General features: G+C 44.5%; 22 protein-coding genes. 10 read left to right on the forward strand and 12 right to left on the reverse strand.

Annotated elements, in window-relative coordinates:
• The first annotated feature begins 177 nt into the window (after positions 1–177).
• The 3 genes from DFP75_RS12205 (at position 178) to DFP75_RS12215 (ending at position 2,762) form a co-directional block, all read left to right on the forward strand.
• The gene (locus tag DFP75_RS12205; RefSeq protein ID WP_110576031.1) at positions 178–1,590 is read left to right on the forward strand and encodes an aminotransferase-like domain-containing protein; all 1,413 of its coding nucleotides are present in this window, start codon (positions 178–180) and stop codon (positions 1,588–1,590) included.
• A 212-nt stretch (positions 1,591–1,802) separates the two neighbouring features.
• Positions 1,803–2,213 carry a PilZ domain-containing protein gene (locus DFP75_RS12210; RefSeq protein WP_110576033.1) on the forward strand — a complete coding sequence of 137 codons (411 nt, stop codon included), beginning with the start codon at positions 1,803–1,805 and terminating at the stop codon, positions 2,211–2,213.
• A gap of 36 nt (positions 2,214–2,249) precedes the next feature.
• Positions 2,250–2,762 (forward strand): DUF501 domain-containing protein, encoded by a 513-nt coding sequence (locus tag DFP75_RS12215; RefSeq protein ID WP_110576035.1) that lies wholly within the window; start codon positions 2,250–2,252, stop codon positions 2,760–2,762.
• A gap of 84 nt (positions 2,763–2,846) precedes the next feature.
• Here DFP75_RS12215 and DFP75_RS12220 read toward each other — a convergent pair whose 3' ends face one another.
• Positions 2,847–3,137, reverse strand: coding sequence for a hypothetical protein (locus DFP75_RS12220; protein WP_110576037.1), 291 nt, complete (start codon positions 3,135–3,137; stop codon positions 2,847–2,849).
• Between the two features lie 92 nt (positions 3,138–3,229).
• On the reverse strand, positions 3,230–4,714 hold the full coding sequence (gene glpK / locus DFP75_RS12225; protein WP_110576039.1) for a glycerol kinase GlpK: 1,485 nt from the start codon (positions 4,712–4,714) through the stop codon (positions 3,230–3,232).
• A gap of 156 nt (positions 4,715–4,870) precedes the next feature.
• Here glpK and DFP75_RS12230 point away from each other — a divergent pair, with 156 nt between their 5' ends.
• The 3 genes from DFP75_RS12230 to DFP75_RS12240 all read left to right on the forward strand — a co-directional run bounded on the left by DFP75_RS12230 (position 4,871) and on the right by DFP75_RS12240 (position 8,214).
• Complete coding sequence (locus tag DFP75_RS12230; RefSeq protein ID WP_110576041.1) at positions 4,871–5,641, forward strand: DeoR/GlpR family transcriptional regulator; 771 nt, start codon at positions 4,871–4,873, stop codon at positions 5,639–5,641.
• A gap of 183 nt (positions 5,642–5,824) precedes the next feature.
• The gene (gene glpD / locus DFP75_RS12235; RefSeq protein ID WP_110576043.1) at positions 5,825–7,312 is read left to right on the forward strand and encodes a glycerol-3-phosphate dehydrogenase; all 1,488 of its coding nucleotides are present in this window, start codon (positions 5,825–5,827) and stop codon (positions 7,310–7,312) included.
• Positions 7,313–7,443: 131 nt separating this feature from the next.
• Entirely contained in the window at positions 7,444–8,214 is a 771-nt protein-coding gene (locus tag DFP75_RS12240) for a TSUP family transporter (RefSeq protein WP_110576045.1), read from the forward strand.
• 12 nt (positions 8,215–8,226) lie between these two features.
• Here the strand turns inward: DFP75_RS12240 and gcvA are convergent, their stop codons facing one another.
• The 4 genes from gcvA to DFP75_RS12260 form a co-directional block, all read right to left on the reverse strand.
• Positions 8,227–9,165, reverse strand: coding sequence for a transcriptional regulator GcvA (gene gcvA / locus DFP75_RS12245; protein WP_110576046.1), 939 nt, complete (start codon positions 9,163–9,165; stop codon positions 8,227–8,229).
• Between the two features lie 549 nt (positions 9,166–9,714).
• The gene (locus DFP75_RS12250) at positions 9,715–11,088 is read right to left on the reverse strand and encodes a glyceraldehyde-3-phosphate dehydrogenase (protein ID WP_110576048.1); all 1,374 of its coding nucleotides are present in this window, start codon (positions 11,086–11,088) and stop codon (positions 9,715–9,717) included.
• Between the two features lie 262 nt (positions 11,089–11,350).
• Positions 11,351–11,680, reverse strand: a complete 330-nt coding sequence (locus DFP75_RS12255; protein ID WP_110576050.1) for a DUF3392 domain-containing protein — start codon at positions 11,678–11,680, stop codon at positions 11,351–11,353.
• A 41-nt stretch (positions 11,681–11,721) separates the two neighbouring features.
• Complete coding sequence (locus tag DFP75_RS12260) at positions 11,722–12,279, reverse strand: uridine kinase (protein WP_110576053.1); 558 nt, start codon at positions 12,277–12,279, stop codon at positions 11,722–11,724.
• A gap of 126 nt (positions 12,280–12,405) precedes the next feature.
• Here DFP75_RS12260 and DFP75_RS12265 point away from each other — a divergent pair, with 126 nt between their 5' ends.
• The gene (locus DFP75_RS12265) at positions 12,406–13,017 is read left to right on the forward strand and encodes a uridine kinase family protein (protein WP_110576055.1); all 612 of its coding nucleotides are present in this window, start codon (positions 12,406–12,408) and stop codon (positions 13,015–13,017) included.
• 257 nt (positions 13,018–13,274) lie between these two features.
• Positions 13,275–14,558, forward strand: coding sequence for an aromatic ring-hydroxylating oxygenase subunit alpha (locus tag DFP75_RS12270; protein WP_110576057.1), 1,284 nt, complete (start codon positions 13,275–13,277; stop codon positions 14,556–14,558).
• Between the two features lie 69 nt (positions 14,559–14,627).
• Here the strand turns inward: DFP75_RS12270 and dnaJ are convergent, their stop codons facing one another.
• The 3 genes from dnaJ to grpE all read right to left on the reverse strand — a co-directional run bounded on the left by dnaJ (position 14,628) and on the right by grpE (position 18,547).
• Positions 14,628–15,752 (reverse strand): molecular chaperone DnaJ, encoded by a 1,125-nt coding sequence (gene dnaJ, locus DFP75_RS12275; protein WP_110576059.1) that lies wholly within the window; start codon positions 15,750–15,752, stop codon positions 14,628–14,630.
• Positions 15,753–15,949: 197 nt separating this feature from the next.
• Positions 15,950–17,866 (reverse strand): molecular chaperone DnaK, encoded by a 1,917-nt coding sequence (dnaK, locus tag DFP75_RS12280; RefSeq protein WP_110576061.1) that lies wholly within the window; start codon positions 17,864–17,866, stop codon positions 15,950–15,952.
• Positions 17,867–17,968: 102 nt separating this feature from the next.
• A complete protein-coding gene (grpE, locus tag DFP75_RS12285) occupies positions 17,969–18,547 on the reverse strand; it encodes a nucleotide exchange factor GrpE (RefSeq protein WP_110576063.1) in 579 nt (192 codons plus the stop codon).
• A 186-nt stretch (positions 18,548–18,733) separates the two neighbouring features.
• Between grpE and recN the strand changes: the two genes are divergently transcribed.
• Positions 18,734–20,404, forward strand: coding sequence for a DNA repair protein RecN (gene recN / locus DFP75_RS12290; protein WP_110576065.1), 1,671 nt, complete (start codon positions 18,734–18,736; stop codon positions 20,402–20,404).
• Between the two features lie 114 nt (positions 20,405–20,518).
• On the opposite strand, the gene fur is transcribed toward recN, so the two are convergent.
• The gene (gene fur / locus DFP75_RS12295) at positions 20,519–20,929 is read right to left on the reverse strand and encodes a ferric iron uptake transcriptional regulator (RefSeq protein WP_110576067.1); all 411 of its coding nucleotides are present in this window, start codon (positions 20,927–20,929) and stop codon (positions 20,519–20,521) included.
• Between the two features lie 69 nt (positions 20,930–20,998).
• On the opposite strand from fur, the gene DFP75_RS12300 reads away from it, so the two are divergent.
• Positions 20,999–21,316, forward strand: a complete 318-nt coding sequence (locus DFP75_RS12300) for an outer membrane protein assembly factor BamE (protein ID WP_110576069.1) — start codon at positions 20,999–21,001, stop codon at positions 21,314–21,316.
• Here DFP75_RS12300 and DFP75_RS12305 read toward each other — a convergent pair.
• The gene (locus DFP75_RS12305) at positions 21,313–21,591 is read right to left on the reverse strand and encodes an RnfH family protein (protein ID WP_110576071.1); all 279 of its coding nucleotides are present in this window, start codon (positions 21,589–21,591) and stop codon (positions 21,313–21,315) included. The two genes, DFP75_RS12300 and DFP75_RS12305, sit on opposite strands and share 4 nt — an antisense overlap.
• A gap of 1 nt (position 21,592) precedes the next feature.
• Positions 21,593–22,024, reverse strand: a complete 432-nt coding sequence (locus DFP75_RS12310; RefSeq protein WP_110576073.1) for a type II toxin-antitoxin system RatA family toxin — start codon at positions 22,022–22,024, stop codon at positions 21,593–21,595.
• Position 22,025: the final 1 nt, after the last annotated feature.

Genomic DNA, 22,025 nt, shown 5'->3' on the forward strand with positions numbered 1-22,025 from the left:
ACCAATCATACAGGAAAAAGATAACAATTTACTTACAATTAGTAACACCATGAAATCTTAAAACTGACTTAATGCAAATAAACTTACTTAACGAGTGATCCGCTCCTCCATTGATTTCTTTCAATCCGCCAATCTGGTAAATTTACTGCCTCTCATTTTGAATTCGACCTGCGCTTTATGGATTGCCCCTTATACGAAAAAATTGCTAACCAGATTGAACAACAAGTTCATGAAGGTATTTTCTTACCTGGAGCAAAAATCCCATCGGTTCGTAAATCCAGCAAACAAATGGAAGTCAGTGTCGCTACGGTTCTACAGGCTTATAGCTTGTTAGAAGATCGCGGTGTCATCAAAGCTCGCCCTCAAAAAGGCTACTTTGTTCAAGAGAACCAATTACAACAAAAAGAACCTGCAAAAATCACACCGACCCAGAACGACGCGAGCATTCACACGTTATTGCGCCGTTTGCTTCACGCGTCACAAAATGACGACATCATTCAATTCGGTGCTGCGATTCCGAAAAGCCAGTTCTTGCCCATCCGACAGTTGCAACGTTCAGTTGGTCGCTTAATGCGCTTAGAGCCAGAAATATGTGCAGCCTATGAATTCACTCCAGGCTCTCTGAACTTACGCCGTCAAATCGCGATAAGAATGCTAGACAGCGGTTGCCAGTTACAACCAGACGACATCACCATCACCCTTGGCTGTCAAAATGCCTTAATGCTGTCATTGCAGGCTGTCGCCAAAGCAGGCGACACGATCGCCATCGAAAGTCCCGCTTATCATGGCGTACTCCAAGCCATTGAAGTGTTAAATTTAAAAGCCGTTGAGATCCCTTGCCATGCTGAAACAGGGATAGACTTAGACGTATTAGAGAATGCGGCCAAAGAATGGGATATCAAAGCCTGTATTGTTACACCCAATAACCAGAATCCGATTGGCGCAACACTGAGCCATCAAGCAAGACAACGCCTAATTCAACAATCTGTACAGTTTGGCTTTACACTCATTGAAGACGACGTGTACGGAGAATTGAGTTACAAAGACAAACGTGAACGCGCATTGAAAGCAGACGACATCAATAACACGGTTATTTACTGCAGTTCATTTTCCAAAAGTATTGCTCCAGGATTCCGCATTGGTTGGATCGTTGGCGGTCAATTCCAAGCTAAGATAGAACATTATGCCTACGTGCAATCTCTTGCGATTCCAACACTGACTCAAACCGCCATCGCCAACTTTCTCGAAAATGGCGCATACGACCGTCATTTGCGTAAAACCAGACAAACCTACCAAGATAACCTGCTTCGTTGCCAAGCGATCATTCGCGAGCACTTCCCAGTAGGCACAACCTCTTCACACCCTAAAGGTGGGTTCCTACTATGGGTGACGCTCCCAAGCTCAGTAAACGCCATGACGCTACACGTCCAAGCGCTAGAAAAAAACATAGGTCTATTACCCGGCTTAGCCTTCAGTTTAACCGCCCAATTTGACCATCATTTCAGACTAAATTACGCACTCACTTGGGACAATAAAACCGACTCCGCACTAAAAGAATTAGGCAAACTTTGCCAACAGCAGTTAAGCTAAACGTTACGAGTTATAAAAACAGGGCAATCCCGTACGCTGGGGGCAATACAGAGCAATCACTTATATAAGTAAAAGTTATGATTTTGCCTCAACACATCTTAAAATTCGTCTGTACAGGCAGAGCAAAAAGCGTACAATTCCCATTCTTTTTTAAACACTCTGCCACATTGGCCGATAACATAAATATCTGAAATAGTAGCTGGCTTGTTGCGATGGAATTTGTTGCACATCCGAAAGATCTTCCTTTAGAAATTACACTAATAGAAGATCAACCCTTCCCTCCCATTAGTGAAGAAAGAGTTGGGTTTGTCGGTATCACATATGTTGCCCTTCGTCCGTTTGATAATGGACGATCAGTAAGAATTACATTGGAAGAAATTGACCCAAATTTTTGCGTGTCTGGCCGTGTAGTTTGGTGCAACAAAAAAGATGACGGTTACCACATCGCCATCGAGTTTCCGACCAAAGAAGAATGTTACTGTGTTCGCATGATAGAGCAGCTTTCCCAGATAGAGCATTATCGACGCCAAGAAAAAATCCAAGGTCGACGACTAAACTACAATGAAGCCGCCGCCGAATGGATACAGAAATTCGCCGCAAGTTTCCCTGCGTTTGTTATTTAATTCTTCTACTTAGAAGACCCAACTCAGTAAGACATTATGAAAACTCTTTCTCAAGGTGATATTGACATCATCACAGCACAGCTCGGACGCACCCCGAGTGGAATAAGTGCGATTGCACACTATTCGCCTAACGGTATTCCGCAAGTATTAGAAATGGAAACCTGGGTTTTCGACCAGCCCTTCCCTACTCTGTATTGGCTTTCCAGCAAAGCCATAGACAAAGCCTTGGCAAAAATAGAAAGCCGCGGTGTTGTAAAAGAACTTGAACAGCGAATCAAGGAAGACGAAGCATTACGAGAAGCCCATCATGCTTCCCACCGCGATTACATTGCCAGACGCTGGGCCGTAATGAGCGATGAACACAAAGCCATTATTGAAGAAAAAGGCTTCAAGCCTCTGTTTGATAAACTTGGCATTGGCGGTATCGCTAATTGGGACCAAGTGCGTTGTCTACATATGCAATACGCCCATCATTTAGCGGGCAACAATGTGATTGGCCGCATCTTAGATGAAGAATACGGCATGAAGGCTATTGCTGACGCTGAGTAACTTGGCTAAAAATTACCAATAAAAAAGGGGAACAGACAAATATCTGTTCCCCTTTTTTTAAAGGCTTAAGCTTGCAAGAAAAGGTTATTTTAAGCTTTTCAGAAGCGCTCTTAATTCTTCGGGCGTATTCACTTTAGGCAATACTTCGCGAATACGGTTAAACGCCGCCTGAGCAACCGCTGCACGTTGGGCATAAGTCGTTAACGCACCACCAGTCCAACCAGCCAATTTCACCATTTCATTTTTGAAATTGTTACCGTTAACCCCATGACCACCTAGCTTCATCAAAGCATCTTCGATCTCTAAATAGCTTGGGCGCTCACCACCAAATTTCATAAAATCTTCTTGCTGTACTTCGGCAAACTGCTTTGACATTCTCTCAACCCTTTATAAAAGATATCCTTGTCTTTAAAGTAGCCATAATCACTTAATCGTACAAGCCTAAGAGTGTATTAAATCGTAAAAAACTAGTTACGAGTTCTCACACGATCAACGGCTTTTTGCCAACCTTGATACAATTTATCGCCCGTCCCTTTCTCCATCGTTGGCTCAAAGCGCTTGTCAGCAACCCATAAATCACCCACTTCGTCCAAAGATTTATAAAGACCAACGTGCAAGCCCGCTAAAAACGCCGCTCCTAAAGCGGTGGTTTCTGTCACACAAGGACGCTCTACCGTGATCTCTAATAGATCACTTAAAAACTGCACCATCACATCGTTAATGACCATGCCACCATCAACACGCAACGAGCTAAACGTCGCACCGTCTTGCGCCATAGCACCGACAAGGTCTCGAGTTTGATAGCACACAGAACGCAAACCAGCACTCACTATGTCAGACACACTCGTGTCGCGTGTTAAACCTATCATGGCACCACGCGCATCAGGATCCCAATAAGGCGCTCCTAGACCAGTAAATGCCGGCACCAAATAAACAGAGTCATCGTTTAGCGCTTTTTTCGCCAAACTTTGTGTTTCTTTGGCGTCAGAAAACAATTTCAAACCGTCTCTGAGCCATTGAATGGCAGCGCCAGCCACGAAAATGCTGCCTTCTAGGGCATAAGTCACTTTTCCGTTTAAACGATAACCTACCGTCGTCAGCAACTTATGCTCGGAACGAATGGCGTTGTCACCCGTGTTGAGTATCATGAAACAACCTGTTCCATAAGTACTTTTCACCATACCTGGAGTAAAGCATGCCTGACCAACCAAAGCGGCTTGCTGATCGCCAGCAATACCATTGACTGGTATTTCAGCACCTAGCCAAGATGAATCAATCACACCAAAATCGGCACTGCAATCCATCACTTCAGGAAACAACACATCACCAATACCAAGCAATTCAATTAGCTCATCGTCCCACTCCTGAGTGTGGATATTGAACGCCATGGTTCGAGCCGCGTTGGTGGCATCGGTTTTATGAGATTTGCCATTCGTTAACCGCCACAATAAAAAGCTATCAACGGTCCCAAACGCCAATTTGCCAGCCTGCGCTTTTTCTCTAGCACCTTCAACGTTGTCTAATATCCAACGAATTTTGGTAGCAGAGAAATAAGGGTCAATCAGTAGACCGGTTTTTTCTTGTACCTTTTCGCTCAAACCTTGATCAGTCAGTGTTTGGCAAAAGGAACTTGTGCGGCGGTCTTGCCATACAATCGCATTGTAAACGGGCTTACCTGTTTCAGTGTCCCATAAGATGGTCGTTTCACGCTGATTGGTAATGCCTATTGTTGCTATCGCTTGCGCATCTATGCCTGTATCCTTGAGAACAGACTGACACACAGCTAAAGTAGATGACCAAATGTCTTCTGGGTCATGTTCAACCCAACCGTCGTCAGGGAATATTTGCGGGAACTCTTGTTGGGACTGGCCAACTCGTGAACCTTTCTCATCAAATAAAATAGCCCTAGAACTTGTGGTGCCTTGGTCGATAGCAAGAATATAATGAGTCATGATGAATGCTCTTAGAAGTCACAGTCGCTTGATAGTAAGCGACTTACATTGTTATTTTGTTTTTTGAACATAAATATTCAAATACGAATATCTCTATTAAAAACCAATGAGTACTCGTTTAGCAAGTAGTAACCTTTTTCAGGAGAAGAAAACAACATGGGCCAGCTATCTCGCCAAGACAAAATTGTCGCCATAGTGAAAGAAAAAGGTTATGTAACCATTGACGAATTGGCCAGCCAATTTGCTGTTACGCCGCAAACAATTCGACGCGACATTAATGAGCTAGCCAAAGCCGGCCAAATACGCCGACATCATGGTGGCGCAAGCTATGACTCCAGCACAACAAACGTGGCTTATGCGACTCGACAAATTTTGCAACTCCCTGCAAAAGAGCAAATCGCCAAACGCATCGCTGCTGAAATCCCCAATCATGCCTCTTTGTTTATCAACATCGGTACTACGACCGAAACCGTTGCTCGAGCGCTACTCAACCATCAAGGTTTACAAGTCATCACCAACAACCTTAACGTCGCAGCCATCCTAAGTGGCAAGGAAGATTTTACCGTCATCATCGCTGGCGGCACGGTACGCTCCAGAGATGGTGGTGTTATGGGGGAAGCAACCATCGACTTCATAAACCAATTCCGAGTCGATTTTGGCATCATTGGCATCAGCGGTATCGATCCAAACGACGGCTCTTTGCTGGATTACGATTACCAAGAAGTGCGTGTTGCGCAGAGCATCATTTCTAATTCCCGCACGGTCTTTCTTGCCGCGGATAGTGGAAAGTTCGGTAGAAATGCGGTTGTACGCCTAGGCAATATCACACAAGTCGATAGACTTTTTACGGATGAACAACCACCAAAAGCCATTTTGAAACTCATCAAAGAACACAAAATACGCCTAGAAATATGCTCGCCCAAGTAACCCCTTGGGCAACATAACACCTCATCATCCAGTCCCAGACACTCCCCTTTGCTTGCAAATTAAGCATGAATAATCATCAAAACTTCACAAAGCGTTATTGTCATAAGCCGCTTAGAGGTTTAATATCGAAACTAAATGTTCATTTTCGAACATATACATTCGAATTTAATCGTGAGGCTTTACATGAATCACTCCCATTTCGACCTATTTGTTGTTGGCGGCGGCATTAACGGTACAGGAATCGCTGCAGATGCGGCCGGACGCGGCTTAAATGTTGGCCTTTGTGAAATGGGAGACCTAGCCCATGCAACATCATCGTCAAGCAGTAAGCTAATTCATGGTGGTTTGCGTTATCTTGAGCATTATGAATTTCGCCTTGTAAAAGAAGCCCTAACAGAGCGAGAAGTATTGTTAAAAGTTGCTCCGCACCTTGTGACTCCTTTGCGCTTTCAAATGCCACACAGACCACATCTACGCCCTGCATGGCTAATTCGCATTGGTTTATTCCTTTATGACAACCTCGGCAAGCGCGAGACTCTTTTAGGTTCGAAAGGCGTTAAATACGGTTCAGACAGCCCATTAAAAGACGATATTAAACAGGGCTTTGAATACTCTGATTGCTGGGTTGACGATGCTCGCCTAGTGGTAACCAACGCCCTAAGCGCTCAACAGAATGGAGCGTCTATTTTTGCGCGTACACGCTGTACCTCTGCAAAACGTGTCGACAGCCAATGGCAAATCACCTTAGAAGATCAAATCACTAAGGAAACGCAAGAAATAACCGCCAAAGCCTTGGTTAACGCTGCGGGTCCATGGGTATCTTCCTTTATCGAAAGCAAAGTCGAAGAAAAAGCACCATACGGAATCCGTATGATCAAAGGCAGCCATATTGTTGTACCTAAAATGTACCAACACTCCAATGCCTTCATCATGCAAAACACCGACAAACGTATTGTGTTCGCTATTCCTTACCGCGAAAATTACACATTATTGGGCACTACGGACGTTGAGTACAAAGGTGATCCAAAAGGTGTGTCGATTTCCGAAGAAGAAACGCAATACATCCTAAAAGTGGCTAACGATCATTTCAAAAAAACGTTAACTCCTGCGGATGTTATCTGGAGCTATTCTGGAGTTCGTCCTTTATTAGAAGACGAATCCTCAGATCCATCAGCGGTAACTCGCGATTACACGCTTCATCTTGATGACCAAAACCATCAGGCACCGTTGCTCAGTATTTTTGGCGGAAAAATCACCACATACCGTAAGCTTGCATTATCAGCAATGAAGAAGCTGACGCCTTATTTTGACAACCTAGGCGATGAGTGGACACACTCAAAACCCTTGCCTGGAGGTGACTTGGGCATGTCTCTTGATGCTTTCGCAATGAAATTGCAACAAGACTACCCATTTATCGGTGCACACCTTGCTCATCGCTTTGCCAATAGCTACGGTTCACTGACTCACACACTATTGAGCAAAGCCAATTCCGAAAGCGACCTTGGTCAACACTTCGGCAACCAGCTTTATCAGGTTGAAGTCGACTATTTGATCGACCACGAGTGGGCACGTTCAGCAGAAGACATTTTATGGCGTCGCACCAAACTTGGCCTTGAATTCACTGCAGACCAAGTCAGTGCATTAGAGAGTTATCTACAAAGCAAGCTATAACCTCTTCTCACACAATATCATCACTAAAGCCTATCTAGCTCATTGTCTAGATAGGCTTTTTTTGATCTACTAGAAAGGAACCCCCTACCCACACCACGCCGCACAGCAGCATCAATAGGAATAAGCACTTCATGGATTTAGTATTTTTCGATCTCTCTATATGGATTTATATTGCTCTGTTTTGCGCCGCTTTTTTTGCCGGCGTTATTGATGCGATAGCAGGCGGAGGCGGACTCATTACGGTTCCTGTTTTATTGGCTGCGGGCCTATCTCCTGCCGAAGCGCTCGCCACGAATAAGCTTCAAGGCTGCGCAGGAACGGTATCAGCGTCCTATCATTTTATTAAAAAAGGGCAAGTTAAGCTGTCAGAAATGTGGCTCTCCATAACAATGACAGCCACTGGAGCAATATTAGGTACTTTATTGGTTTCGTATTTGGACAGCAGTTTGTTGCTCAAAGCGGTTCCTATCATCTTGATCGCTGTCGCCATTTTCTTTTTATTCCTTCCCAAAATTCAGCCATATATTGCCAGCAAATTATCGTTAACCCATATACAGTTTGCGATAATTATCGGCACCAGCATCGGTTTTTATGATGGTTTAATCGGCCCTGGAACTGGCGCTTTCTTTTCAACCGCCTACTTGTGTCTAATGGGACTCACTGTCGTTTCAGCAACCGCTCACACCAAGGTACTCAATGCAACGAGTAACCTGTCATCTTTAGCCATATTTATCTTTAGCGGTCATCTTATTTGGGCTTTAGGCATTGTGATGGGAATAGGACAATGGTTTGGCGCGCAACTAGGCTCTCGCCTTGTGATCACCAAAGGTTCGAAGCTCATTCGCCCAATGGTGATCATTATGTGTTTGGCGATTTCAATCAAATTGTTATTGGATAACTAATTTTTCAACAAGCTAGCCAAGCTCGCTCAACATCGTCAGCGCATCACCGGGTGAATATTCATAACATTCTGTCACTAACCAGCGCAGCAACTGCTGAACAGGCTCCCGCTGACGCTGCATCTCAGGGCAGACAAATAAGTAGGCGTGACCTTCGTCTAGAGTCTCATTAAATGGCCGCATTAATCGGCCTTGCTGGATATCATCCATCACCAAGGGGGTTCGCCCTAACGCGACACCTTGACCCGCTACGGCGGCTTGCACAGCCAGATCACCACGGTTAAAACTGATGCCACGGGAAGGTTTGACCCCCTTAGCATTGGCTAATAAAAGCCACTTTTCCCATTCGGCATATGGACTAGAAAAACGCCACTCAGAGTCATCATTTAACAAAGGCACTTGCGCTAACTGATTCGCCTCGCTTAACGAGCGAGCATGGGCAAAAGCAGGGCTACAAACAGGAAACACCTTATCTTTCATTAATGGCACAATGTAGCCTTTTGAACTGTGAACATGGCTATGCACAATGGCCACATCAATACGATCTCGCTGAAAATTCACTTCCCTATCGTTCGCCTGAATTCGCAACTGCAAATCTGGATACGCTTCTTGCAAACTTCCCAATCGAGGAATCAGCCACTTGGTTGCAAAAGAAGGCATCACAGACACTGTCAAAATATTGGAAGTCTCTTCTTCCTGCAATTCAAGAATCAGATCGTTAATCTCAGTAAAACTATGATTCAGCTGCACCGCCAGCCGAACCCCAGCCACAGTCAGCTCCAGTCGACGATGGTAACGAACGAATAAGGTTAAACCTAAACGCTCTTCTAATTGCCGAATTTGTTGGCTAACTGCACCTTGCGTTAAATGCATTTCTTGAGCGGCTTTCGTAAAGCTCAAATGACGTGCAGCAATAGCAAACGTACCCAAACCAGACAAAGGAATAGACTTCATATAAGTCCCACCATAAGACAACCTCAGCTACTGCAAAACCTTCAACTAACTAACCAAGCCTCCAATACAGCACAGACTTCTAAGAAAAACACCCTAGAACAGACAGTGAAAGAACGCTATATGATAGTAATTTCAGGAAAATCACAAAAAAATTAAAAAATATCGAAATTCGATTGCTTCAATAGAAGCCATACAGCGTATTTTGCATTAATTATTCTAATCCAACAAATCAATTTATATCGCTTGTAAGAACAGCTCGAAAAGCTAGAATACGCTCATCTCTTAGGTTGAACAGCGGCCTAATATGTATCGATACAGCCCTAACTGTATCCCCCCTAAATCATGCCCCCACAGTCATGATTTAGATGAATAACACCATCTCCCACAGGATGATGTTATTCGCAACTGCTAGTTACTTTTTTAAAGCCGGACACTTGTCCGGCTTTTTTTTTTAGCCTAAATTCACCTAATTAACAGGCAAAAAAAAACGGCGACCCTAAGGCCGCCGTACAACAACACATAAATGTGTTCGGTCATCTCTTCACTTGCTTAAGCTGCTTCATCCTTAAGCAACTCAGCACTCATAAAATTTGCTTGTGCCAGTTTCTCCATCAAGCGAACAACCTGACAGCTGTAACCGTACTCATTGTCGTACCAAACATACAAGATCGCTTGATTGTCGCGCACCTTAGTTGATAAAGAATCGACTACGCCCGCTTGCTGAGAACCGATAAAATCAGAGCTGACAGCATCGGCTTCATCACTGTAACCAATCTGTCCCGTCAGCTCAGCACTCGCTGATGCGGCTTTCAACAATTGATTGATCTCATCAACAGAAGTGGCTGATTTAAGGTTCAGGCTCAGTACTGCAATAGACACATTAATCACTGGAACACGAATCGCACTGCCACTTAGCTTACCTTCTAAAGAAGGAATCGCTTTAGATACCGCTTTTGCAGCGCCGGTTTCAGTCATCACCATATTCATTCCGGCAGCGCGTCCACGACGATCACCTTTGTGAATATTATCAATTAGATTTTGGTCATTGGTGTAGGCGTGAACCGTTTCAACATGGCCCGATACGATGCCGAATTTTTCTTCAAGTACAGACAAGATAGGCGTAATCGCATTTGTCGTACAAGACGCGGCAGACACAATACGATCCTGATCCGTGACATCGCCATCGTTAACCCCAAAGACGATATTCTTCATCTCTTTACCTGGCGCCGTTAGCACAACACGCTCAATACCAGGACGATTCAAGTGAACACTCAAACCATCGTGATCGCGCCAGCGGCCTGTATTATCAACCAACAAAGCATTGTTAATACCGTGAGCTTGGTAATCCACTTCAGCAGGGTCTGATGCGTAGATAACTTTTACTGGCGAACCATTAATAATCAAAGATTGGTTTGCTTCATCAACTTTAACCAGTCCGTCATAAGTGCCATGGACAGAATCGTACTTAAGCAAGCTAGCACGCTTCGCAAGATCGTTATCGCAAGCCTTACGCACAACGATAGCAGCAAGTGACATACCTGGAGTTGTGTGACCAAGAGTACACATACGACGCGCAAGCAATCGACCAATGCGGCCAAAACCGTAAAGCACAACTGGAGTTTCAGAACCATCAGTGGATTGGTTCGCCAATACGGTTGCAACATCCGCCTCTGCAATCAAAGACTCTAGCTCAACCACCGTATTAGAAACGTCGCTTGCCAATACTTGCTCTAACACTTGATAGACTTGAACAAGGTCTAATTCAGGATGCTGATCGAATGCAGCCATCAGTCCAGTAACAGAATCCGCCATTAAGGTGTTGCCTGCTAGTTGAACTTTTACCGCTTTCTCACGACCTAGTTTACCCAAAAGAGGAATCATAGATTCTGCTTGTGAAAGTGCCTGTAACCAAGTGCTTGTCATTTTCTGCCCCCGAAAAAAGACTTTGTTGTATCAATATGGGCGCAGTCTAACGGCAGAATGGGACAAAAACAAATTGTAAGAAGACTACAAAAAACCTTTAAAATCGGGACTTTAGAGCGTTTTTTTATAGAAATAACGAAATAAACAGAAGGGTCTAGAAACTTTACTACATAATCCCGACTTTTAATGGCATATCACTCAGAACAACGGGATTATGTGGTAATTGGGCAACAAAAACTGACAGGAACTTTCATGAATTATTTTACAAATGACGCTTTCTTTCAGCCAAAATCCCCAAAATACAAAAGCATAAGAAGACAAAAGCAGGCCGATAGACAAAATCGATACGCGTAATTCCCCAATAAACCAGAGGCTGACTCCACAAGGTTAACAAGCCATAACCAAATGTACACATAAGAATAAACGCCGATACCCTAGCGATAAAAACCCAAGAAGATACCCATCGCTTCAAAATGCCATTCACCTTGTCGCCATAAACCACCAAACAGGTCGCCACCAGCGCCAAAGAAATATCTTGTAAGTGAGGTTGAATGAAATGCGCTAAACGAAGGTTGAGATCTAAAATAAACATATACAGCTAACTACACCGAGAACAAGGCAGAATAAATTCCATTATTTTCTATTAGACAAGGCTTCTACATCAATTTTGTTAGAACGAGTCATGACTTCTGGCTGCTCATCCACATACAAAATAGACACATCATAGGTCGTATTACGAAGATTGATTGTCGTCCCATCTCGAAAGCTCCATGTCGAACGCCCCAAGCCATTCTTCAAAGACCCTTCAGTAGGAACGCCGTACTTACGTCCCAATAACTCACCTAAGTTTTTCCGTTTCTCACTACTTTCTACCACGCCCGATAACAGCACTTGGCTAACGTATTTAGAACTGTTGAAATAAATTGTGGCGTTCGTTACGCCTAAAATACCTTCGGGACCTAAGCTATAGCTTACAATACCGGGTTTATAGGAAGGATAACTTTGCAGCCCCATACTCTCTAACCGAGACTCTAACTTAGCCAATGACAATCCGTTCACAGGCAAGCCAAACAGTTCCGCCACATCTGAAGATGTTGCACTTTCGTTTGTTTCTGCCATAGCAAAAACCGGTTTACTCACTAAAGCAACCAAAGCAAACGCCATCCACATTGGAGCCACTTTTCTAGGCATTAATCATCTCAATTTAAAGTCTTAATTCAGTTTATCAGGCAAAATCAGTCAAAGCTGATATATAATATCACACTATAAGCGCCTCCATTTCAAGAAGCGCTAGCACTTTATTTTCAGAGGTAATCAATGGCACTTGTAATTGGCATTACTGGCGTTTCCGGAAGTGGAAAAAGCCGACTATGTTCCCTATTGGCAGAAGACCAAGGCGATAAAATCACCGTATTATGCCAAGACAGTTTTTATAATGGCTGCGGCAGCATCGACCCTGACGTATACAATTTCGACGACCTGAGCTCGCTCGATCTAGAAAGCATCACCCTTGCTATTCACAATTGCAAAAATCGTCAACAGCCTAACGAAATCCCAGTTTACGACCACTCTCAGCACAAACGCGTTGGTTATCGTAACCTTGATCCAACTCATGTCGTGCTTGTCGAAGGTCACATGATGTTCCAAGACGCAGCAATTCGTGATGCCGTAGATTACCTGCTTTACGTTGACACCGACATGGACATTGCCATCGTACGTCGACTAAAACGCGATATCGCAGAGCGCGGTCGCGATGTAAACGAAGTTACCAGCCGATACATGCGACACGTTCGCCAAGCGTCCCTAAAGACCATCGACATTCGCAGCAAAGCGGACTTTATTATTCCAAACAATAAAAGCTTCACCAATGCCGCTAGCTTATTACGTAACTACATCGACTATCTATTAAAAGAAAAAGGCGCCAAATAGGCGCCTTCTGGCTACACAGTCAAAAACAGATTATCCATTCCCTCCTCGTCACACCCTGCCAACATTGCGCCATCCACAACAAGATCGTCGATTTATGCACAGGAACGTGTCGCGCCTAGTCATTCCAATATCCTTAAAATAAGTAAGGATATAGCCATAATTATAACGGTGAAAAAGGCGCGCCTAAACGCCCGACTGGAATCACCGAACTAGCGAGAGAAGCCACATCAACTAGGCTTTTATAGAGGACCACTCTAATGAATCAAAACGATCTGTTAAACATGCGTTACGCGACTATTCAAGAAGCTCGCACAGAAATGTCAACATTGCTTGAGGCACGTCCAGCAAACTACTCGCTGGACGCACCACTTTACAACGACCCACATATGTTCCGCGTCGATGTGGAAGAAGTATTCCAGAAAGAATGGCTATTTGTTGGCATGACCAGTGAAATACCAAAGCGTGGCGACTATTTCACTGTTGAGATCGCACAAAACCCAATCCTTATTGTTCGCGACGCTGACGGTTCAGTTAATGCATTCCACAATACCTGCCGCCATCGTGGGTCTCGAATCTGCCTAGAACATCGTGGTAAAGCAGCGAATCTAGTATGCCCTTATCATCAGTGGACATACGACCTAAAAGGAAGCCTACTGTTTGCAGGCTCTGAGATGGGCGATAGCTTCGATAAATCCAAGCATGGATTAAAAAAAGCACACTGCAAAACCGCTGGCGGCTTCATATTTATTGCGCTAGGCAAAGAAGAGCCTCAAGGTGATTTCGACGAATTTCTTGCTACTCTGGAAGAATACATGTCACCTTACGATGTAGAAAACACCAAGCTAGCGGTAGAATCCAGTATGTACGAAAAGGCCAACTGGAAACTCGTACTCGAAAACAACCGTGAGTGTTATCACTGTGTTGGCAGCCATCCAGAACTACTAAACACCATCCTCGAATGGGACGACACAAACGACCCAAGAGCACCACAGGACTTTCTCGACCACTACGCAGAGCAAGCTGCCAAATGGGACGCTGAAGGCATTCCCCACCAGCACCGTAGCTTCGGTCCAGGCAAACGCAACCGCATTGTTCGTATGCCGCTGAAGAAAGGCACAAAAGTCATGACCATCGACGGTGAAGCAGGCTGCAAAAAATTACTTGGTAACATCAAAAACCCAGAATTAGGGTCAATGCGAATTTTGCACTTACCGAATTCTTGGAACCACATGCAATCCGATCACTTTATTGTCTTTCGCGTGCTACCGATTTCAGCACAAGAATCTATGGTGACAACAAAATGGTTCGTGCACAAAGATGCAGTAGAAGGCGAAGACTATAATCCAGAGCGTCTACGTCAAGTTTGGGATGCCACCAACGATCAAGACAGAGTACTTGGTGAGGAAAATCAACGGGGAATCAATTCGATAGGTTATCAACCTGGCCCATATTCTGAAACGTTTGAATTCGGTGTAATGAACTTCCTAGAGTGGTACACCCAAACCATTCAAAAAAACCTTCAAAAAAACCTTCAAAAATAACCCAACGCAAGACAATAAAAAAAGGCGCCAAAACCGGCGCCTTTTCTATATTACATAAGCCGTAACTAGCTATTTTTTGATGTCATCAAAAAAACGTTTTACGCCATCAAACCAGCTTTTTTGCTTAGGCGAATGGTCTGTACCTTCACCCATGCTATCAGCCAATTCCGTAAGCAACTCTTTTTGACGAGCAGTAAGGTTAACCGGTGTTTCAACAACCGCCTTACAAATCAAATCACCTACTGGTCCGCCACGAACAGGTTTAACACCCTTGTTACGCAAACGGAACAACTTACCTGACTGACACTCAGGGGTGACTTTTAATCGCACACGGCCATCCAGTGTAGGAACATCAATTTCGCCACCCAATGCTGCGGTAGTGAAACTAATCGGCACTTCACAATACAGATTCGCCCCATCGCGCTCAAAAATAGCATGCTGCTTAACGGACACTTGAACAAACAAGTCGCCAGCAGGACCGCCATGTGTTCCAGCTTCACCCTCACCTGACAAACGAATACGATCACCAGTATCAACGCCCGCAGGAATCTTAACATTCAGTGTTTTATATTCCTGAACACGGCCTTGGCCATGACAATCTTTACAAGGATCACTGATTACTTGGCCCTGACCATGACACTCTGGACACGCTTGCTGTACAGAGAAAAAGCCCTGTGACATACGCACTTGACCAGCGCCACCACAAGTTCCACACGTTTTTGGAGAGGAGCCTTTTTTCGCACCAGAGCCATCACACGTTTTACAACCAACCAGCGTTGGAATGCGAATTTTTTCTTCGCAGCCCCAGACAGCTTGCTCAAGATCTAGCTCTAGTGTGTAGCGTAGGTCTGAACCACGACGCGTACGGCTTTGACCGCCACCACCGCCGCCAAAAATATCGCCAAAAACATCACCAAAAATGTCGCTAAAGCCACCGGCACCACCGCCGTAACCGCCACCAGCCTGACCATTTACGCCTTCATGCCCAAATCGATCATAGGCAGCACGCTTATCATCAGAAGACAGTACTTCGTACGCTTCAGCCAGCTCTTTAAACTTATCAAGCGCTTCTGGGTTATCTGGGTTTTTGTCTGGATGGTACTTATTCGCTAAAGAACGATAAGCTTTTTTAATCTCTTTCTTATCCGCACTCTTGGCGACACCAAGAACGTCGTAATAGTCTCTTTTGCTCATCGCAGGCATTCCTGAATTTTGAAAAGTCTGAATTTAAAAGTCTTCTTTATCTAAGATGGCAGAGCCGAAAAACGTCAGAATAAAACCATGCCGCTAAGCGCTCATCAATCGAAGATAGTGTAAACAGCAAAGCACGGTTCAAAACCGTGCTTGCCATAAACCGCCCCATCAATAGAGGCAAAATAAGTGTTTAACGCTTATTTTTTATCGTCTTTTACTTCTTCGAACTCTGCATCAACAGCGTCGTCCTGAGACTTAGCTTGCTCGCCTTCGCCTGCTGGTTGTTCAGCCGCTTCAGCATCGGCATACATCTTCTGAGCCAAAGAACCAGACGCTTGAGTCAACGCATTGGTTTTCTCTTCGATCTTCTCTTTGTCGTTAGACGTTAGTGCTTCTTCAAGTTCTGTGATCGCAGTTTCAATCGCTTCTTTCTCTTCCGCTGTTGCTTTATCGCCAGCATCAGTCAAGGTTTTACGAGTCGCGTGAATCATGCCGTCAGCTGTGTTACGAACTTGTACAAGCTCTTCGAACTTACGGTCTTCTTCCGCGTTCGCTTCAGCGTCTTGAACCATTTTTTCTACTTCTTCATCACTTAGGCCAGAAGAAGACTTGATTACGATAGACTGCTCTTTACCTGTCGCTTTGTCTTTCGCAGAAACGCTCAAGATACCGTTGGCATCGATGTCGAAGCTTACTTCGATTTGTGGCACACCACGTGGAGCAGGTGGAATGTCAGCCAAGTCGAAACGACCTAGAGATTTGTTCTGAGCCGCTTGCTTACGCTCACCCTGCAATGCGTGGATAGTTACCGCATTTTGGTTGTCTTCTGCTGTAGAGAACGTCTGAGATTTCTTCGTTGGGATCGTTGTGTTTTTCTCGATCAACGTAGTCATCACACCACCCATAGTCTCGATACCTAGAGACAGAGGCGTAACGTCTAGAAGAAGAACGTCTTTCACATCACCAGAAAGTACCGCACCTTGAATAGATGCACCGATTGCAACAGCTTCGTCTGGGTTCACGTCTTTACGTGGCTCTTTACCGAAGAATTCCGTTACTTTCGCTTGTACTAGTGGCATACGAGTTTGACCACCGACCAAGATAACTTCGTCGATATCAGAAGCAGAAAGATCCGCATCTTTTAGAGCTTGACGGCAAGGCTCAAGAGATTTCAATACTAACTCTTCAACCAAAGACTCCAACTTAGAACGAGTCAATTTAACGTTCAAGTGTTTAGGGCCTGTTGCATCAGCAGTGATGTAAGGCAAGTTAACTTCTGTCTGAGAAGAAGAAGACAACTCAACTTTCGCTTTCTCACCCGCTTCTTTCAAACGTTGTAGCGCTAGTGGATCGTTGTGTAGATCGATACCAGACGATTTCTTAAATTCAGCTGCTAGGTATTCGATAACGCGCATGTCGAAATCTTCACCACCTAGGAAAGTATCACCGTTTGTAGACAATACTTCGAATTGTTTCTCGCCATCTACGTCAGCGATTTCGATGATAGAGATATCGAATGTACCACCACCAAGGTCATAAACCGCAACAGTAGAATCGCCAGAGCTCTTGTCTAGACCGTAAGCCAAGGCAGCCGCTGTTGGCTCGTTGATAATACGTTTAACTTCAAGACCTGCGATTTTACCCGCATCTTTTGTTGCTTGACGCTGAGAATCGTTAAAGTAAGCAGGCACAGTGATAACCGCTTCTGTTACTTTCTCGCCTAGGTAGTCTTCTGCAGTTTTCTTCATTTTCTTAAGAACTTCAGCAGAGATTTGTGGTGGCGCTTTCTTGTCGCCTTTCACTTCTACCCACGCATCGCCATTGTCTGCACTGATGATTTTGTAAGGCACCATAGAGATGTCTTTTTGTACAACGTCATCTTTAAATTTACGACCGATCAAACGCTTAACCGCGAACAAAGTGTTTGTTGGGTTGGTTACCGCTTGACGCTTAGCTGATTGACCTACTAATACTTCGCCATCTTCTGCAAATGCAACGATGGAAGGAGTGGTGCGATCGCCTTCAGCGTTTTCAATAACGCGCGCTTTTTCGCCATCCAACACAGCAACACAAGAGTTCGTTGTACCTAAGTCAATACCAATGATTCTACCCATGGTTTGTATCTCCAATAAATTCGTTTATAACAATGATAATTCTGTATTTGGGTACGCTTAAAAGTATTTCAAGCGTCCAGTGTCAAAAAAATGACAGTATTTTTAAGCCGCGCTTGAAACCACTACCATAGCTGGGCGCAATAGGCGGCCATTGATGGTGTAACCCTTCTGTACAACATCCATTACGGTGTTAGGTTCTAGCTCAGGGTTTGGCACCATAGTCATTGCTTGATGCAATTCTGGGTTGAAAGGTTCGCCATGTGGATCAACGACTTTCACCTCAAAACGCGCCAAGGTTTCTAGCAAATCTTTTAATGTCAGCTCAACGCCTTCACGTACAGGGTCTTCTTCTCCTGTATCCGGTGCAGACGCCAAAGCACGTTCAAGATTGTCCGCCACGTTCACCACGGATTTAGCAAACTTTTCTAAACCAAACTTGTGCGCTTTCTCGACATCTTGTTCTGCACGACGACGAACATTTTGCGCGTCAGCGTGAGCGCGAAGTGCCGCTTCTTTGTACTGAGCGACTTCTTCTAATGCTTTTGCAAGCTCATCATTTTCAGTAACTTCTTCTAAAGTCTCTACTTCTGGCTCTAAAAGTTCTTCTACTGATTCGTTTTGCGTTTCGCTTTTCAAATCTTGCTCCGCGTCTAGGTTAGGATTTTTTTGCTGCTCACTCATTCTTCAACTCCAAATAACAGAAACAATTCTTTGTCTGTGCTGGTTATATGGGGACAGCTTTTTACCTTTCAACACTATAGCCGCATTAATTTCATGGGAATTTAATTTACTGACAGTACTTGTCAAAAAACAACCAAGTACTGTATAAATAACCATATAAATATATTCTCTTTTTTGGAGCACTCTATGCTGACCAGCATCGCTATTTCCAACTTCGCCATTGTTGAATCCCTAGAACTGGAGTTCAAAAAAGGCATGACCGTGATTTCTGGTGAAACCGGTGCAGGTAAATCCATCATGGTGGATGCCCTGTCACTTTGCTTAGGCGATCGTACCGATGCCGCGGTAGTAAGACATGGACAAAAAAAAGCCGATATCAGTGCCAGTTTTGATATTCAGCAATACCCGCATGTTTTTAAGTGGCTTGAAGAGAGAGATTTAGAGCAAGAACAACATTGTATTCTGCGTCGCGTCATCAGCAAAGAAGGTCGTTCTAAAGCCTATATTAATGGCCGTCCTTGCACGCTCAGCGACCTAAAAGAAGTAGGCAGCTACCTTGTCGACATTCATGGTCAGCACGAACACCAGTCCCTACTTAAAAAGAATGCCCAAAGACAACAGCTCGATGAATACGGTCAACTCACCGAGCTAAGCAAAAAAGTCAGCAGCCAATATTCCACATGGCGCCAACTTAAAGAAGAGCTATCAGCACAACAAAACCGTTCATCCGAACAAGACGCCAAGATCCAGCTCTTGTCTTACCAAGCACAAGAGTTACAGCAGCTTGATTTAAAAGAAGGCGAAATCGAAGAGCTAGAAAACGAGCAAGCTTTCTTGTCAAACATCGCCGATGCACAATTTAAAGCGTATCAAGCCAGCGGCATCCTGATCGATAGCGACGAAGGCAACGTGTGCTCCTTGCTGCACCAAGCGATTAACAGCGCAAGCCAAATCCGCCCTGCAACCAAAGAACTAGAAAACGCACTCGAAATGATGAACGTCGCCTTAATACAAGCGCAAGAAGCCGCCGACAGCTTGCATCATTATCAGGACACGCTAGAACAAAACCCAGAACGTCTAAACGACATAGAACAGCGTTTATCAGAAATTTACGACACCGCTCGCAAACACAGAACCTTACCAGAAGGCCTAATTTCCCTTCGTGAAAGTGTTGAAGCGGAGCTAGCCAGCCTACAAGGCAGCGAAGAAAGCATCGAATCACTGAAAGAAAAAGAAGAACAAGCCTACGAAAAGCTCACAGCCTTGGCGACCACGCTGACCGAAAAACGCATTGTGGCAAAAGACATATTAGCCAAGAAAGTAGAAGAGCAAATACACGGCTTAGGCATGCCCCATGCCCGCTTCTATATTCAGTGCCAACCACTCACTCAAGTGTCTGCCAACGGTTTTGAAGACATCGAATACATGATCGCCTCTAACCCAGGGCAACCAGCGCAACCACTACGCAAAGTAGCATCTGGTGGTGAGCTATCTCGTATCAGCTTGGGGATTCAGGTAGTCACTGCGCACACTTCTATTATCCCAACCTTAGTCTTTGACGAAGTCGACGTTGGTATCAGTGGTGGCATCGCTGAGGTGGTGGGTCGTATGCTGCGCTCGGTCGGCAAACGAGGACAAGTATTCTGCGTAACACACTTGGCGCAAGTCGCCGCGCAGGGTAACCAGCATTTACGTGTTAGCAAGTTGGTCGAAAACCAAGCAACCTCTTCTCAGGTGGAACTGCTCAAAGATCAAGACCGCGCACAGGAAATCGCACGTTTACTGGGTGGATTAGAACTCACAGAACAAACGTTAGCCCACGCCCGCGAAATGCTGGGCAACGTCCAACTACAATAAGAGCGACCAGCGCAAACGATATCAAGCATAAGCAACTAATCGCTTAGCAAACAAAAATGCCCAAACTGGACAGTTTGGGCATTTTTTATCTGCAACTAAAAAGTAAGCGCGCGATTACTTCTTTTTAGGGCGCACGTACAAGATCAAACTATGGTCTTCGATTTCAAAGCCATGTTCTTCTGCGATTTCGTGCTGACGTTTTTCGATGATCGGATCAACAAATTCAATAACTTTACCTGAGTCTAAGCAAATCATGTGATCGTGGTGATCGCCTTTTGCCAATTCAAATACAGCCGTACCTGCTTCAAAATGATGACGCTGAACCAAACTCGCCGTTTCGAACTGAGTTAACACACGGTAAACCGTTGCCAGACCCACATCTTCACCTTGATCCAATAGAGTGCGATAAACATCATCAGCACTCATATGACGGTCTCCCGCACTTTCAAGAATCTGTAAAATTTTCACTCTAGGTAAGGTAACCTTGAGTCCCGCTTTCTTTAGCTCTTGATTTTCGCTAGTCATGAGTCATTCTCTATTCGATCTTGTTGATAATTACTTTATCATTAGCATACCAGAGTAAGGATAATACAAATGAAAAAAACAGTTTTAATATTATGTGCAGCGCTTTCACTTGGCGCCTGCAGTTTATTTCCAGACCCTTACAAAGTTCCAGTATCGCAAGGGAACCTAGTAACAAAGGATCAGTTATCACAGTTACAAATTGGCATGTCAGAGTCTCAGGTCACTTATCTACTGGGTAACCCCATGCTAAGAGACACCTTCAAACCAAATGAATGGCACTACATGTTCACATCAATCCATGGAACACCAGACACTCAAAAAAGTGAGGTCGACGATTTAGTGCTCATTTTCGACAATGGCATTTTGAAAGAAATCAAAAACAACTAGCCATTTTTTGCTGCACGGTTGGCCCTAGCTTGTTTAGGGTCGACCTTCAGTTCACGATACAACTCTACTCGCTCACCTTCTTTTAACACTTGTTCTTCCGCATTTCTAACCGCTTTACCAAAAATCCCGACTTTCACGGTTTCCAGATCCACGTCAGGGAAAAAAGCATTAATATTAGAACGACGTACAGCGTCGCGAACACTACAACCTTCCTCTACCTCTAAAGCAATAATCTTTTGCTTTTCGGGCAAAGCATAAGCTACTTCAACTCTCATACTATTCACCGTATACCACTTTTGCACGCTTACTGAAGGAATCTACCATCGTATTCGCAATTTGGCTAAAGACGCCCCCAAAAGCAAACTTTAGCATCCCGCTCAATTCAAACTGAATGCTAAGCATAATTTTACAACTGGTTGGAGACAATTCCGTGAATGTCCATACGCCATGCAAGCTTTTAAACGGCCCTTTCACTAGAGTCATCTCTATTTTATGACAAGGCTGTAAGAAGTTCTTAGTTGTAAACGACTGACGAACAGGCCCTTTGCCTACTTCCAAAGACGCCACAATCTCTGTAGGCGTTTGAGAAATCAACGTAGAGTCCAAGCAGCCTGGCAAGAATTCAGGGTAACAATCAATGTCATTCACCAGAGCAAACATCTGCTCGCAGCTATAATTTACATGAGCAAAACGCTCTATATGACTCAAA

The sequence above is a fragment of the Marinomonas alcarazii genome (genome assembly GCF_003208215.1).
Classification (GTDB): domain Bacteria; phylum Pseudomonadota; class Gammaproteobacteria; order Pseudomonadales; family Marinomonadaceae; genus Marinomonas; species Marinomonas alcarazii.

What these genes read in the sequence shown, in the direction of transcription:
- DFP75_RS12205 (WP_110576031.1), top strand. Translation starts at nt 178, where the DNA reads ATGGATTGCCCCTTATACGAAAAAATTGCTAACCAGATTGAACAACAA.
- DFP75_RS12210 (WP_110576033.1), top strand. Translation starts at nt 1,803, where the DNA reads ATGGAATTTGTTGCACATCCGAAAGATCTTCCTTTAGAAATTACACTA.
- DFP75_RS12215 (WP_110576035.1), top strand. Translation starts at nt 2,250, where the DNA reads ATGAAAACTCTTTCTCAAGGTGATATTGACATCATCACAGCACAGCTC.
- DFP75_RS12220 (WP_110576037.1), bottom strand. Translation starts at nt 3,137, where the DNA reads ATGTCAAAGCAGTTTGCCGAAGTACAGCAAGAAGATTTTATGAAATTT.
- glpK (WP_110576039.1), bottom strand. Translation starts at nt 4,714, where the DNA reads ATGACTCATTATATTCTTGCTATCGACCAAGGCACCACAAGTTCTAGG.
- DFP75_RS12230 (WP_110576041.1), top strand. Translation starts at nt 4,871, where the DNA reads ATGGGCCAGCTATCTCGCCAAGACAAAATTGTCGCCATAGTGAAAGAA.
- glpD (WP_110576043.1), top strand. Translation starts at nt 5,825, where the DNA reads ATGAATCACTCCCATTTCGACCTATTTGTTGTTGGCGGCGGCATTAAC.
- DFP75_RS12240 (WP_110576045.1), top strand. Translation starts at nt 7,444, where the DNA reads ATGGATTTAGTATTTTTCGATCTCTCTATATGGATTTATATTGCTCTG.
- gcvA (WP_110576046.1), bottom strand. Translation starts at nt 9,165, where the DNA reads ATGAAGTCTATTCCTTTGTCTGGTTTGGGTACGTTTGCTATTGCTGCA.
- DFP75_RS12250 (WP_110576048.1), bottom strand. Translation starts at nt 11,088, where the DNA reads ATGACAAGCACTTGGTTACAGGCACTTTCACAAGCAGAATCTATGATT.
- DFP75_RS12255 (WP_110576050.1), bottom strand. Translation starts at nt 11,680, where the DNA reads ATGTTTATTTTAGATCTCAACCTTCGTTTAGCGCATTTCATTCAACCT.
- DFP75_RS12260 (WP_110576053.1), bottom strand. Translation starts at nt 12,279, where the DNA reads ATGCCTAGAAAAGTGGCTCCAATGTGGATGGCGTTTGCTTTGGTTGCT.
- DFP75_RS12265 (WP_110576055.1), top strand. Translation starts at nt 12,406, where the DNA reads ATGGCACTTGTAATTGGCATTACTGGCGTTTCCGGAAGTGGAAAAAGC.
- DFP75_RS12270 (WP_110576057.1), top strand. Translation starts at nt 13,275, where the DNA reads ATGAATCAAAACGATCTGTTAAACATGCGTTACGCGACTATTCAAGAA.
- dnaJ (WP_110576059.1), bottom strand. Translation starts at nt 15,752, where the DNA reads ATGAGCAAAAGAGACTATTACGACGTTCTTGGTGTCGCCAAGAGTGCG.
- dnaK (WP_110576061.1), bottom strand. Translation starts at nt 17,866, where the DNA reads ATGGGTAGAATCATTGGTATTGACTTAGGTACAACGAACTCTTGTGTT.
- grpE (WP_110576063.1), bottom strand. Translation starts at nt 18,547, where the DNA reads ATGAGTGAGCAGCAAAAAAATCCTAACCTAGACGCGGAGCAAGATTTG.
- recN (WP_110576065.1), top strand. Translation starts at nt 18,734, where the DNA reads ATGCTGACCAGCATCGCTATTTCCAACTTCGCCATTGTTGAATCCCTA.
- fur (WP_110576067.1), bottom strand. Translation starts at nt 20,929, where the DNA reads ATGACTAGCGAAAATCAAGAGCTAAAGAAAGCGGGACTCAAGGTTACC.
- DFP75_RS12300 (WP_110576069.1), top strand. Translation starts at nt 20,999, where the DNA reads ATGAAAAAAACAGTTTTAATATTATGTGCAGCGCTTTCACTTGGCGCC.
- DFP75_RS12305 (WP_110576071.1), bottom strand. Translation starts at nt 21,591, where the DNA reads ATGAGAGTTGAAGTAGCTTATGCTTTGCCCGAAAAGCAAAAGATTATT.